Source organism: Paenibacillus hodogayensis, from assembly GCF_039536325.1.
GTDB classification, from domain to species: domain Bacteria; phylum Bacillota; class Bacilli; order Paenibacillales; family NBRC-103111; genus Paenibacillus_AB; species Paenibacillus_AB hodogayensis.
Map to the genome: position 1 here is coordinate 334,848 of NZ_BAAAYO010000014.1, position 13,703 is coordinate 348,550.

Annotated in this window: 12 protein-coding genes and 1 pseudogene; 2 read left to right on the forward strand and 11 right to left on the reverse strand. The window is 53.8% G+C overall.

Annotated features, from left to right (window positions below; genetic code table 11):
• Positions 1 to 9 precede the first annotated feature (9 nt).
• From ABD796_RS29495 to ABD796_RS29530, 8 genes and pseudogenes are all read right to left on the reverse strand, one after another.
• A complete protein-coding gene (locus ABD796_RS29495; RefSeq protein WP_344915177.1) occupies positions 10 to 879 on the reverse strand; it encodes an NAD(P)-dependent oxidoreductase in 870 nt (289 codons plus the stop codon).
• A gap of 64 nt (positions 880 to 943) precedes the next feature.
• Positions 944 to 2,287 (reverse strand): ABC transporter substrate-binding protein, encoded by a 1,344-nt coding sequence (locus ABD796_RS29500; RefSeq protein WP_344915179.1) that lies wholly within the window; start codon positions 2,285 to 2,287, stop codon positions 944 to 946.
• Between the two features lie 150 nt (positions 2,288 to 2,437).
• The gene (locus tag ABD796_RS29505) at positions 2,438 to 3,286 is read right to left on the reverse strand and encodes a carbohydrate ABC transporter permease (protein ID WP_344915181.1); all 849 of its coding nucleotides are present in this window, start codon (positions 3,284 to 3,286) and stop codon (positions 2,438 to 2,440) included.
• Positions 3,283 to 4,164, reverse strand: coding sequence for a carbohydrate ABC transporter permease (locus ABD796_RS29510; RefSeq protein WP_344915183.1), 882 nt, complete (start codon positions 4,162 to 4,164; stop codon positions 3,283 to 3,285). Before ABD796_RS29510 ends, ABD796_RS29505 begins: the two co-directional genes overlap by 4 nt.
• Before the next feature lie 37 nt (positions 4,165 to 4,201).
• Positions 4,202 to 4,906, reverse strand: a complete 705-nt coding sequence (locus ABD796_RS29515; protein WP_344915185.1) for a GntR family transcriptional regulator — start codon at positions 4,904 to 4,906, stop codon at positions 4,202 to 4,204.
• Between the two features lie 304 nt (positions 4,907 to 5,210).
• Entirely contained in the window at positions 5,211 to 5,528 is a 318-nt protein-coding gene (locus ABD796_RS29520) for a helix-turn-helix domain-containing protein (protein ID WP_344915187.1), read from the reverse strand.
• A gap of 530 nt (positions 5,529 to 6,058) precedes the next feature.
• A pseudogene (gene metG, locus ABD796_RS29525) lies at positions 6,059 to 7,695 on the reverse strand (methionine--tRNA ligase).
• A 362-nt stretch (positions 7,696 to 8,057) separates the two neighbouring features.
• Positions 8,058 to 8,396 carry a winged helix-turn-helix transcriptional regulator gene (locus ABD796_RS29530; protein WP_344915189.1) on the reverse strand — a complete coding sequence of 113 codons (339 nt, stop codon included), beginning with the start codon at positions 8,394 to 8,396 and terminating at the stop codon, positions 8,058 to 8,060.
• Positions 8,397 to 8,548: 152 nt separating this feature from the next.
• Here ABD796_RS29530 and ABD796_RS29535 point away from each other — a divergent pair, with 152 nt between their 5' ends.
• Both ABD796_RS29535 and ABD796_RS29540 read left to right on the forward strand, forming a co-directional pair.
• A complete protein-coding gene (locus tag ABD796_RS29535) occupies positions 8,549 to 9,766 on the forward strand; it encodes an MFS transporter (protein WP_344915191.1) in 1,218 nt (405 codons plus the stop codon).
• Positions 9,767 to 9,796: 30 nt separating this feature from the next.
• Positions 9,797 to 10,639, forward strand: a complete 843-nt coding sequence (locus ABD796_RS29540; protein ID WP_344915194.1) for an aldo/keto reductase — start codon at positions 9,797 to 9,799, stop codon at positions 10,637 to 10,639.
• Positions 10,640 to 10,705: 66 nt separating this feature from the next.
• Here ABD796_RS29540 and ABD796_RS29545 read toward each other — a convergent pair whose 3' ends face one another.
• From ABD796_RS29545 to ABD796_RS29555, 3 genes are all read right to left on the reverse strand, one after another.
• A complete protein-coding gene (locus ABD796_RS29545) occupies positions 10,706 to 11,257 on the reverse strand; it encodes a methylated-DNA--[protein]-cysteine S-methyltransferase (RefSeq protein WP_344915196.1) in 552 nt (183 codons plus the stop codon).
• A gap of 168 nt (positions 11,258 to 11,425) precedes the next feature.
• Positions 11,426 to 12,652 carry an RtcB family protein gene (locus tag ABD796_RS29550; protein WP_344915198.1) on the reverse strand — a complete coding sequence of 409 codons (1,227 nt, stop codon included), beginning with the start codon at positions 12,650 to 12,652 and terminating at the stop codon, positions 11,426 to 11,428.
• Positions 12,653 to 12,784: 132 nt separating this feature from the next.
• The gene (locus ABD796_RS29555) at positions 12,785 to 13,585 is read right to left on the reverse strand and encodes a nucleotidyltransferase domain-containing protein (RefSeq protein ID WP_344915200.1); all 801 of its coding nucleotides are present in this window, start codon (positions 13,583 to 13,585) and stop codon (positions 12,785 to 12,787) included.
• Positions 13,586 to 13,703: the final 118 nt, after the last annotated feature.

The following is a 13,703-nucleotide window of genomic DNA, read 5'->3' on the forward strand; positions in this document are numbered from 1 at the left end:
CGACTCTCCTTATTCCGTACCCATCATATCCCGAACGACGCGAGCCATTTCCGAGCAATCGTTGGCCCCGTAGCCTTGCTGGTGCCCGATGCGCAGCAAATTCAAGCCCCCGTCCAGAACAAAGGACGGAAATTGATGTTCGTCGAACAGCTTCTTCACGTATGACAAATCTTTCAAAGCCAAATCGAGGGCGAATGAAGGGTCGTACGTTTTGTTGACGATTTTCGCCGCATTGCTTTGATACATCGCGCAGTTGACCCCGCTGTTGCCGATAATCTCGAACAGCTTGCCGGTATCGAAGCCCAGCTTCTCCGCCAGCGGGAATATTTCCGAATACAACGCGATGTACATGATCGACAAATAGTTGTTGGCCAGCTTGGCGATATTGCCCGCGCCCGGTCCCCCGATATGATGAACGCCGCGGGAAGCGAACGTGAGAATGATCGGCTCGCATTGGGCGAACGTCTCCTCGTCCCCGCCGAAGGTGACGATCAAGCTACCTTGCTCGGCATGCATCGGCGTACCGGTCAGCGAGGCGTCGGCGAACTGTCCGCCGGCCGCTTTGACCTGCGCATGCAGCTTGCCGGAAGACAGCGGGTAGCTGGTACTGAGGTCGACGATCGTCTTCCCCGATACGCCCCGCGCGATAAACTGTTCCACGACCTCTTCCACCTGCGGCGATCCCGGCAGCGACAGGAAGACGACGTCGCTTGCATCCAGCACGTCCCCGACGGTTGCCGCGACAGCCGCATTGTCCGCGAACGGACGGGTGTTGTTCTCATTAATATCAAATACGGTCATGGCATAGCCGCCCTCAAGCAGTTGACGGCAAATGCCGCTCCCCATTCTCCCCAAACCAATGAAACCGATCGTTGTCATATCGTCCGTTCCTTCCTTCTCCGAATAATAGGGGGCGGTCGATTCTCGCCGCCCCCGGTAGACGTCACTGGGACGCTTTCTCTTTATCGATCAATGCCTGAAAATCTTTTTGCGCCTTTTCGGCAGCCGCAGTAAAGTCTTTGCCTTCGATAGCGGCGCTCATCGGCGCGCTGATAATATCTCTCGCCTCGGCCACGCCGATGACTTGAGGACGGTCGACCCCTACGCCGATCTTGGAGCTTTCGTTGATGACTTTGACCAAGTCGGCCGGATAGCTTTTCGTCGACTCCGGGTTATTCCAGACCGATTGTCTCGCGCCCGGATTGCCGGCGGATTGGGTTTTCAGCACCGTTTCCTTGTTGGTCGCCCATTTGACAAACTCGGCGGCAGCTTCCTTGTTTTTGGAAAATTTGCTTACTGCCAGCGCCCCGGAGCTGACGTTATACGGACGCGCGCCCGCCGGACCTGCCGGGAACATCGCGTAGCCCACCTTATCGCTGACCGTCGATTTGGTCGGATCGGCCACGTTCAGATAGATGGCGTCGGCGTCGGTGAACAAAGCCACCTTGCCTTGGGCAAAAGCCGCGGCGGCTTCCGTCCAGTGCATATTGATCGCTCCCGGAGGGCCGTACTTGTTCAGCATGTCGCCGTAATATTTGAAGGCGGCCATCGCTTCCGGTGTGTTCAACGTCGCTTTGTCCCCGTCGTGGAACTTGCCTCCGAAGCTGTACAGGAAGCCGGAGAACTGGGTGACGGCGACGACTTTTTTGCCGCGCGCGGCGAAGCCGTACATGCCGTTTTTCGGATCGTTCAGCTTCTCCGCCGCCTTCATCAGCTCATCCATCGTTTTCGGAACGGGGATGTTGTTTTTCTCCAGCAAGTCTTTGCGGTAGTACAACACCTCGCGCTCGGTCGTAATCGGGATGCCGATCAGCTTGCCGTCGTACGTCGACGAATCGAGCGACGATTGGATAAAGTCTTTCACGTCATAAGCGGAGTCGCTTGTCACGAACGGATCGAGCGGCTCCACCCAGCCGTTTTTGGAGAACAGTTTCGTCTCGTCGAGCGGCCGGAGGAACAGAACGTCCAGCGAAGAGGTTTTCGCCGCCAGCTCGACCGCCAGCTTGTTGCTGGTCTGCTCTTGGCTGAACGATTCGACTTTGACTTTAATCCCCGTCTTCTGCTCGAATTCCGGCAGCATCGTCTTGATCGTATCGAGCCATGGATGGACGGCCATGACGAACCGGATTTCCGTTCCGGCGTAAGGCTTGTCCTTGTCGGCGCCGCTGCCCGTTTTGGTGCCGCCCGTCTGCCCTTTATCGCCCGAAGAGCCGCATGCCGTTAAAGCGCCGGCCAGCATCACCGATGCCAGCATGACCGAAGTCGTTTTTCCCCAATTATATTTCATAGTAGCCTTACCCCCAGCTTCGTATTGTGTTGCTTGTTTCCCCCATTGCCTGTTCCGAGGTTCGTGCTTCATCTCTGTTGTATAGGTTGTCGCGCTTGCTCTGGAATATCCCGGCTACCACCTCCCGTTCGTAATGTGGCCGTTTGCGTGTCAGCCTTTGACCGCTCCTGCAGTAAGGCCTTGAATAATGAAGCGTTGCGTGAGCAGCGAGATGATCAGAATCGGCACCGTAATGAGCACGGCGGCTGCCATCAACGCGCCCCAATCGATCGCGGCGTACGAGATAAAGTTGAATATCGCCAGCGGCAGCGTCTGCGTATTGCCGCCCGCCAACGCCATCGAGAAGACGAGATTGTTCCACGAGAAAATGAAGGACAGCAGCGACGCGGTAATAATGCCGGGAACGGAAAGCGGCACAATGATCCGCAGGAACAGCCCGAGTATCGACGACCCGTCGACGATCGCCGCTTCCTCCAGCTCCTTCGGCAAGGAATCGAAGTACGGGATCATGATCCAGATAATAAAAGGCAGGTTGATCAGCAGATGGCTGAGCGCCAGCGCGAAATGCGTATCGACCAATCCCAGCTTGGAAAAAATAACGTACCACGGAATAAGAAACGTAATGCCCGGAATGAACCGGACCATCAAAATGACGAGGCCCAGCATCGTCTGCTTGTAGCGGGAGATCGAATACGCGGCCGGAAGACCGAGCAGGATCGCCAGCAAGGTTGACGATACGCCGATAATTAAACTGTTCATGATCGGCTTGACGAATTCGTAATCGTTGAACACCGTTTTGTAGTTGGCGGCGATCGGCTCGAATACGAACAATTTTTCCATGGACATGATTTGTACCTGTGTTTTAAAGGAAGCAAAAATCATCCAGATAAACGGAAAGCAGACGATCAGCAGAATCACGGCAAGTCCCGCGTAAAACAATAGGGAAGCCGGCCGCCATCGCGACGCGCGTCCGCCGCCGGTTTGTACCGCGTCCATCATAAAGCGTCACCCGCCTTTTTTCTCACATACACGAAGACCAGACTGACCAAAGCGACCAGCAGCAAAAACAGCATGATCAACGCCGAGCCGAGACCTACTTTAAAAAAGCCGAAGCCCAGCACATAACCGTACGTGTTCAACGTCTCCGAGGAGTTGCCCGGCCCGCCCTGCGTCGTCGCATAGATCAGGTCGAACGTTTTCAAAGCGTCGATCATGCGCAGCAGCATCGCGACCACGATCGTCGGAATCAGCATCGGAATCGTAATTTGCCAAAAAATTTGCCAGCGGGTTGCTCCGTCGACGACAGCCGACTCGTAAGGCTCATGTGGAAGCGTTGTCATCCCAGCCAATACGATAAGCGTAATCATCGGCGTCCATTCCCATATATCGACGAGCATCAGCGACGGCAGCACCGTGTCCGAGGAAGTCAACCAAGCTTGCGGCGCGATGCCGAACTGCCCGAGCAAGTAATTGGCGAAGCCGACCGTCGGCTCGAAGATCAGCATCCATACCATCGCGATCGCCACCGGCGTGGACACCATCGGCAGCAAAAAGAGCGTTTTCACAATGTTTTTAAAACGAAAATGACGATTGAGCAGCACTGCGATGACAACCCCGAGTATCGTCTCGGCTATGACCACCCCGAACGAGAAGTAGATCGTGTGCCAAGCGGACTGCCAAAACCGCGAATCCGCCAATAGCTCGGCGTAGTTCCCCAATCCGACCCACAGCGGCGCCGTCGTGCCCGACATGCTCCATTCGTGCAGGCTGAGCCAGGCCGTATACCCTAGCGGAAAGACGACCATCAAGGCTACGAACAGAACAGCCGGCAGCGAGAACAAGTAACGAATATTGCGATCGACCCAACTTGAAACCATAACATCACCCTTCTTGTCATAATGTCACGGCAGCCGCTTATTTTAAGGTGATGGAAGAGAGGCTGTCCGTTTTCTTGAAATAATTCGGGTACTTCTCCAGAAGCTCGGCTTTCTCGAAGCGCGACTTTACGTGCTGCCGCAGCTCTTGCTCAGCCATGATGGGATCGCGCAGACGGATGCTTTCCACGATCCGGGTATGCTGGGCGATAATCGTCTCCCAATCGAAGTAAACGGCGAGCAGCAGGTTGCGGAACCGCTTATAGTGAGCCAGCATCTGCTGGATGACCGACCACGTTCTTTGCTTGTGGCATTTGTTGAATATCGTTTCATGGAAAAGCTCGTCCAGGTCATGCATCTTCTCATAGTTATTATGCCCGCTGTAAATCCGCTGCTCGGCGATAAGCGCTTCCATGTCTGCGATATCGCGTTCGGTGAACGTGTCGCAGGCGATTTTCAAGACGGCGACCTCCATGTTCTCCCGGACGAACCTCGCTTCCTCCACTTGATCGATATCGATCAGCGAAATGAAGGAGCCTTTCTGGGGATAAATGACGATCAAGTCCTCTTCCGCCAATTTGATAAAAGCTTCTCTCGTCGGCGTGCGGCTTACTTCCAGCTTGTCGCCGATCTCTTTCTCGGAGATCATCGTGCCCGGTTCCAGCTTCAGGCTCAAAATATTTTTTTTGACGATATCGTACACGTAATCGCGGCTTGAGCCTTGCCGTTGTTGTGGTTGGTTCATATCGTGACCCCTTTCGCTCTGTCTTATATACTAGTATACTAGCATACAAGTCGCGAGTATGCAACGGAAGAAAATATTTGTTGACCTATGTTAGGAGTTGAAACGGTCGAACTCAAAAAGCCCTCGGTTATCTCTTTGGATAACCAAGGACTTTTTCGCCCCATCATTTTAGGAAGTGATATCTGGTACAAAGTCAGACCTTAAGCCGTATACGTAAAATGCCCAGATCCCTTGCTGAGCAAGAGGTCAGGGCATTTTACGTATACACAGAACTAGCTCTGACTTTGTACTTGTTAACATGCAATCAATCCCTGGCTGCGGATTGTTCATCAAAGGTAGGATCTAACTGCACCAGCCTTAGGCTACGAAAAACGCGATCCATGACTTCCATAGTGACATTCCCTGTACCGGACTCAATTTCAGAAATGCGATGTTGAGTCGTTTTGGCCATGTCGGCCAACTGCTTTTGCGTGTAGCCGAGATGTGCCCTGCGTGCAAAAACAATATTTCCAATAACAACGGAGTAACTGTTCAAATACTCTTTAACTTCCGGAATCTCACGAGCTTTTTCCTTTAGCTCTTTAAAAGATTGTCCCAATCTAGGTGGTTTCATATTCGACATGTTACCGCTCCTTTAGAATGTAATGTACTTCTCGGGATTTGCAATGAAATCAGTGTATATGACATCAGACTCTGCAGCGATTCGTTCAAAGTCAGGATCGTACGTTTAAATATTTTGCGAGTAAAATCGTGTACGGATTGCCATCGTCCCTGGTACCGATAAAGTACTCTCTGGCGGCAGCCGGAATACCGTGGTGTTCTAAAAACTCCAATCCACGCTGGACAAATTTGTATAACTGTAACTTCCCGGCATCACCAGAGACAGCATCTGCAATAAGCTGATCAATTTTTAAGCGGACAGGCTGCGTTTCGGTACTTGGATCAAATAAAAATTCTATTATTGCCCGTTTTCCAATAAGATTCCATTTCTATTCATGATACCTTTTGGTCCATTAGGGAACAAGCTGCCTGCTTGCATGTGCCAAAATTAGGTTCAGAACACGCTTAAGGAGGCTACTTAAGTCGTGCTCCATCCTCCTCCAATTTTGATGCAAGTCCGGAAGAGGAGCGCACGCAGGTAGTGTTTATTACTTATTTTTTCCTTCTCAACCGTTCAACCTCTTCTTCAATCCGGCTCTTGTCGATACGGTCAAATAACAATTCCAAGCGTCGAATTTCACGCTGGGCCGGCACCGTAGTCCATCGCCAGACGGGCTCTCCGAGCTCTAAAAAAGATCGTATTTTCTCGCAGGAAAACGGAAGGAACGGGTCAAGCAAATGGGCGAGATTGGCGATGATTTGCACGCATGTATGCAGCGTCTGTCCGCAAGCTTCCCGGTTTTCTTGGATCTGCACCCACGGCTTCTGTTCGTCGAAGTATTGATTGGCACGGCGAATCCGCCCAAAAATCGCCTCCAGCGCTTCTTTCAAACGACCTTGCTCGATTAACGCTCCGGCCTCGTTATACAAATGCTCGATATGGCTTTGCCATTGGCTGTCACAAACGCCTTCCGGCACGCGTCCCTCGAACGATTTGACGATAAAAGCCAATGAACGATTCACAAAATTTCCGAATGCGCCGAGCAGCTCCCCGTTATGGCTATGAATAAACTCTCTCCAGGAAAAGTCGGCGTCGCGCTTCTCGGGGCCGTTGGCGATTAAAAAATAACGGATAGAATCGGGCTGGTATCGGCTCAAGAGATCCGGCACCCAAACCGCCCAGTTGCGGCTTGTCGAAAACTTTTTCCCTTCCAGGGTCATATACTCGCACGATACGATCCGGTCCGGCAAATGCAAGCCCCCCGCTCCCAGGAGCAGAGCCGGCCAAATCAGCGTATGAAACGGGATATTGTCTTTGCCGTGAACGTAATAGGCGGTCACCGGCTCGTCGTCCTCCGTCCAGAAGGAGCGCCAATCTCCGCCCATTTGCGCAGCCCATTGCCGGCTTGCCGACAAATACCCGCTCACGGCTTCGATCCATACATATATCTTTTTATCCTCAAAGCCTTCTACCGGCACATCGACGCCCCACGCCAAATCCCGGGTCACAGCGCGGTCCTGGAGACCTTCCTGCAAATAACGTTTCGTGAGCTGAATGGCATTGTCGCCCCAGCCTTTCGCCCGATGGACGTACTCGGTCAGCTCCGGCTGGAATCGGGAGAGCGCCAAATAAAAGTGCTCCGTCGGACGTTCGACCGGACGGCTTCCGCAAATCTGGCAGGTTTTGTTCGATAAATCGGCAGGGTCAAGCAGGGTTGAACAAGCATCGCATTGATCGCCTCGCGCACGGCTTCCGCATACCGGGCAGTCTCCTTCGACATACCGGTCGGGCAAAAATCGTCCGTCTGTCTCGCAGTACGTCTGTTGGACCGTTTTTGTGTACAGGAAGCCGTTATCCAACAAGCTCAAAAACAGTTCTTGAACGACCTGATGATGAAATTCCTGGTCCGTGCGCGTATACAAATCGTACGTAAAACCGAGCCGCCGAAAACAATCGACGAATTCCTTATGGTATCGGTCCGCAATATCGCCGGGCTTCACGCCTTCTTGAGCAGCTTGAACGGCTACAGGCGTGCCGTGACAATCGCTGCAGATACGTACAACACCTTCTCGCCCTTCGAACGGAAATACCGGGCCAGCACCTCGCCTGGCAGCAAACTCGCCAGCCTCCCCAAATGCAAAGAACCGTTCGCATAAGGCCACGCTCCGCCGATAAAAATAGTCGCCATCATCCATCCTCCTTTTTTGGAAAACAAAAAAAGCCCTCATCCCAAAGGGACGAGAGCTGTGCTCACGCGGTACCACCCAATTTTATCAACGCCTCGCGGCATTCACCTTTTCAGGTACGACGCGGATCGCGTGTATACCCTAGCACGTTAACGGATGCGGGTTCCGGCGCAGTCTACGACCCGTTAACGGGTTTCGGTGCGCAGCTCCGAGACCATATTCCCCAAGCGTAGTCTTTGCTCCTTCTCAGCTTCCGGAGCTCTCTGTTCAAAGCTTCTACTTCGGTACTCTTTCTCTTCTTAGCTTTTCAGAATATTCATGTTATTGGAAATAATACAAAAGTTAAGTCGAAGAGTCAAGAATGTTATGCGTTCAAACTTCCGACTTCCTCTTGTTCCTGCTGCTCCACATGCTTCTCGCCCCATGCGCACATCGCATCCAAAATCGGTTTGAAGGACCACCCGTAGTCCGTCAGAGAGTACACAACCTTGGGCGGGACTTGCTCGTAAATCGTGCGCTTGACCATCCCGTCCTCCTCCAGCTCCCGGAGCTGCTGCGTCAGCATCTTCTGGGTAATGTCCGGAATCAGCCTCTTTAGCTCGTTGGTCCGCTTGTCCCCTTTATCCAGATGACATAAAATAACGACCTTCCACTTGCCGCCGATGACGTCCAGCGTCGCTTCGACCGGAATGTTATACGCCATGCGCCGTTCCCTCCCCATAGGGTACTTTTTAGTACCTATATTACTTCAGAGTACGTACTTACAATTTCAACCCCTTCGTTTTATACTAACATTCATGCAGCGGCATACGCAACGTCCCTGCAAGGCACTTACCACTATGGAGGAGGGATTGGATGAGCAAGGCTAGTGCTACCTTACAACCTGAAGCTCGGCCGGTTGCCCATAAAAAGTCAGGTTCCCTCGCTTTGCTCGCGCTGGCCATCAGCGCCTTCGGCATCGGGACGACGGAATTCGTACCCGTCGGACTGCTCGCAACCGTAGCGGACGATTTGAACATCGGCATTACACTGGCCGGGCTGCTGATCTCCGGTTACGCGATCGGCGTTGCGGTAGGAGCGCCAATCCTGACCGCGCTCACCAACCGTATCAACCGCAAGGCGTTATTAATGGGATTAATGATCATATTCATCCTAGGAAACGCCGCAGCCGCGCTATCCGACTCGTTCGGTCTGCTGCTGGCTGCCCGCATCATTACGGCGTTCTCGCACGGCGTCTTCTTCTCCATCGGCTCCACGATTGCGGTGCAGCTCGTACCGAAGGAGAAGCAGGCCAGCGCAATCGCGCTAATGTTCACGGGATTGACCGTTGCGACTGTAACCGGCGTACCGCTCGGAACTTATATCGGTCAAGCGTTCGGCTGGAGAGCGACGTTCTGGGGCGTGGCTGTGCTTGGGTTCATCGGGATCGCCGCAAGCGCCTGGCTCATTCCCAATCAATTGAAGCAAGCGCCGCCCGCCAAATTCACGGACATGTTCCGCATTCTGGCAAACAAACGCCTGTTGACGGGATTCGCGATTACGGCGCTCGGATACGGCGGCACCTTCGTCGCTTTCACGTACTTGACTCCTATCCTGCAAAACGTCATCAAGCTCAAACCGAGCACTGTCGGATTGGTGCTGCTTTTCTACGGCGTTGCCGTCGCCATCGGCAACGAGATTGGCGGCAGATGGGCGAACCGCAATCCAATACGAGCGCTGTTCTCGATGTTTATCCTGCAGTCCGCGGTTTTGATCGGCATGTCTTTCCTGATCCCTTTTCGCACGGCAGGCCTGATATCGATCGCCCTTATGGGACTGTTCGCGTTCATGAACGTGCCCGGTTTGCAGCTATATATCGTGAAGCTCGCCGAGAAATACGTCCCTTCCTCGGTCGACGTAGCTTCCGCGCTGAATATCGCCGCCTTTAACATCGGGATCGCGATCGGCTCCGTCACCGGCGGATTTGTCGTCGATCATCTCGGGCTCAAGCATACCCCTTGGGTCGGCGGGCTCATGGTGATCATTGCCGTCGTCCTGACGGGAATATCGTCCAAGCTGGAAAGGAAACCTTAAATAACAGACAAGCACAGGAGGAATTAGTTTATGACCCAACATTTGCAAAGCAAAATAGCCCTTCACAACGGCGTCGAAATGCCCTGGTTCGGTCTTGGCGTATTTAAAGTGGAGGAAGGAGCCGAACTGGTCGATGCGATCCGTTCGGCCGTCCGGTTCGGCTACCGCAGCATCGATACGGCCGCTATTTACGGAAACGAAGGCAGCGTCGGGCAAGGGATTCGTCAAGCTCTCGAGGAGAACGGCCTTTCCAGGGAAGAGCTGTTCGTTACATCGAAATTGTGGAATGCCGATCTCGGCTATGATGCCGCGCTAGCCGCCTTTGAGCTTAGTTTGACCAAACTCGGCCTGGACTATTTGGACTTGTACCTCATTCATTGGCCGGTCGCCGGCAAGTATAAAGAAGCATGGGAGGCGCTGGAGAAGCTGTACAACGACGGCCGCGTCAAAGCTATCGGCGTCAGCAATTTTCAAGTGCATCATTTGAAAGATCTGATGGACGGGGCGGAAATCAAACCGATGATCAATCAAGTGGAATTTCATCCACGGCTGACCCAGAAGGAACTGCTTGCGTATACCCGGGAACAGCATATTCGGCTGGAAGCGTGGTCCCCGCTTATGCAAGGCCAGCTGTTGAATGAGCCGACCCTTCAAGCGATTGGGAGTCGGTATGGAAAGTCTGTCGCTCAAGTCATTTTGCGCTGGGATCTTCAGCATGAAGTCATTACGATTCCGAAGTCGACGAAGGAACAGCGGATTGCGGAAAATGCCACGATTTTCGATTTCGAGCTGACACCCGCAGAGATGGACGCGATCGACGCTTTGAACTTGAATCAACGCGTCGGACCGGACCCGGACAACTTCGATTTTTAATCTATAATGAAGAGAGCCATGCGCGCTGCACGGCTCTCTCTTTCTGCGTTTTAATGACCGGCCTGCTTAAAACTGGAACCGTTCATGACCGACAGCCTTCATGCCGGTCACCCCTTCCAGAGCAAGGATGTCCCGTTTCATCTCCAGCCCTCCCCGAAACCCGGTCAGCGTGCCGTTCGAACCGACGACCCGGTGACAAGGCAGCACGACCGGCAGCGGATTGCGCCCTACGGCGGTGCTCACCGCCCGGATCGCTTCCGGTTTTCCCAAAGAGTCGGCAAGCTGTTTATAGGTCCACGTTGTGCCGAAAGGAATTTGGCCGAGTCCTTTCCATACGCTTTGCTGGAATGGCGTTCCGCCTACATCGAGAGGAACTTGATCGAAGCTGACCGGCTTTCCGGCAAAATACTGCTCCAGCAAGTCCAGAATACCGAATTCGGCGAACAAACCGGGATTCTCGGTCAGTTGTTTCGCATGCGCGTAATCGTCATCCTGACCGGTCATCGAGCTGAGATGAGGAGGATACAATAACTGACTGACTCCTCGTTCGCTGGCGATTAGCGTCCATGGCTGGTCGAAGCCCATGACCGTTTGTCGATATATCCGATTGGCTGTCACATGAATCTCCTCCTCTTGTTCGGATAACTCAAGTATAAGCCAATCTGTAGTGCGATCCTAGCCCGTACGGACAGGACCGCAAGATTTCGACAACGGCCGCTTTCCTCTCAGCGCGAGCCTTCTCCCCGCTTGTTCAGCTCATTCGGAGACGCTCCCCGATCAGCTCCGTCAATCCTTATAAGGATCGAATTCATCCGCCCCCGCCATACAGACGCCGATCGGCTTCAGCACGTGCAGAACCTCGATCGTTTCCGTATGGGCATCCAGTACGTCCTGAAGCTTCCGGTAAACGAACGGGCTTTCATCCGTTCCGGCGCCGCGCAGCTCGACGCCATACGTGCGAACCGCATCCAGCATTTGCGCCGGGGAGATGAGTCCTCCGCTCCGGGTACGGGTTTTCCAATTCATTTTACCGGCGGCCTGCGTACGGCTCATCACGCGCCCGGCTCCGTGCACGGTGCTGTAGTAGGCCTCGCGGTTTTCTTCGCTATCTTTGCCACGCACGATAACCGATATGTCCCCCATGCTTCCGCCGATAAAACCGGTCTGTCCGGGCGCGGACGGGGTCGCTCCTTTACGGACGACCGTAACCTCTTTCCCGTCATGCATCTCTTTCCAGGCGTAATTATGGTGATTGTGAACTTCAAAGTCCGCTTCCGTTCCCAGAATCGCCAATACTTCCCCGATCACATAATCCCGTCCTGCATAAGCGTAGCGCCCGGCCAGTCTCATGGCGCGCTCGTACATGTCGCCGAGCTCGCTGCTCAGGTCGAGCAGAACCGGAGGCTGGTCCATGCTTTCGCCGGGAGCCCCGGCCATAAAGAGACGTCCCGCCGCCAAATTCATAAAGCCGCTGGCCGTTTTATGCCCGAATCCCCGGCTGCCGAAATGATTGCCGATCCAAATCCGTCCGGTCGCTTCCTCTACGAAAAGATCGACAAAATGGTTGCCGCTGCCGACCGTGCCGAGCTGATCGCGAGCCAGTGCCTTCAGCTTGTCGTGCTCCTGTCGGCCGACGGCGCTGTATACGCTCCAGTCCGGGTCGTCAAACAGGTCGTGGTCGACCTTCTCCTTATTGACCCGTCCCACCCCGAAGGAGATGGAGCGAGCGATTTCGTCCATGATTCGGGGCAGCCCATTCTTCACCTCTTCCACATGCAGACGGGTTCGCACCGCTTTATTCCCGCAGCCGATATCGTACCCTACGCCTGACGGCGATATTTGGCCATCGTATACGACAACTCCGCCGATCGGCTGACTGTACCCTTTGTGGTGATCCGCCATCAGCAGCGTCTGCACGACATTGCCGAATGCCGCGCACCGCTTCGCCTGCTCAAGAGCACCTCCGTCCGGGGTTCCCCACACGCGTACTCCGTCTATTTGCCGGTAGGCCATAATCCGTTCCAACTCCTGTCTTTCCTTGATAGTAAAAAAAATTCTTCAATCATTCCCCGCATACCTTCATCCTCGGGCATGCAGCCGTTCGGGGAACTAAGCACATTCTCCGGCGACTGGCCAAACGAAAGATTAGCCGCCTGTTCGGCTTGTTCCCCATGTCACCTGGAGCGCCTCCCGGAACAGCTCGTCAAGCCGATGCTCCTGACCGCCCATGCCAGGCTTGATTCCCAGTACCGCTCGTTCGTAATAAGCCAGCTTTTCCTCCAAAAATTCGTTGATCCGCTCGATTCGCGGCTCGTAATCCAGCTCGTCGCCTGCCATTTTGCGCGCCAGCAAATCCAGAATGACCCCTTTCAGCTCGCTGCCATTAGGGACCAAAGCGTCGACAAGAGTCAAAAACTCGATCGGCGGCATCCCGCCGTAGGTTTCGATCCATGCGCACGCCAAAATCGGACGGAGCACATAAAAGTATTTTTTGATTTTGACCCGTTCGCCCTGCAAATACTCGCGGTAATTCCCTTTCGCCATATGCAGGTAGTGATGCATGCAGGAGCTTGGCGAGAAGGCGCGCGGAGCGATGCCGCGAATGAGCCCGGCTACTGGGCCGTTCTCCATATAAGGAATCGGGGACTGCAGCCACTCGAGCAGCGGCGGATTGGATTTGAGGAACAGCCTCAGCGCCTTCTTCAGATCCCAGCCGTTGATGTCCAGCTTGTCGCTGATCGGCCGTTCGATCACGTCGCGCTTCTCGAAAATCGACAAATACCACTCTACCGGTCGGATATATATAAATCTTACATCATAATCGCTGTCCTTGGACGGAAAACCCCACGCGCGGCTGCCCGATTCACAGGCGTACAAAATCCGCACATCTTCTTCCTCTTCGATCCGCTTCAATTGTTCTACGATTTGACGAGAAACAGGAGACATGCCATCCCCTCCTTTCTTTTTCATAATAATGACGCCAGACCGCCGCCCTCTTGCATCTATCTTCACTCATTTCCGACCAGGCGAACATGGCGAAAGTATTACAACCGGTGAAAAAGTT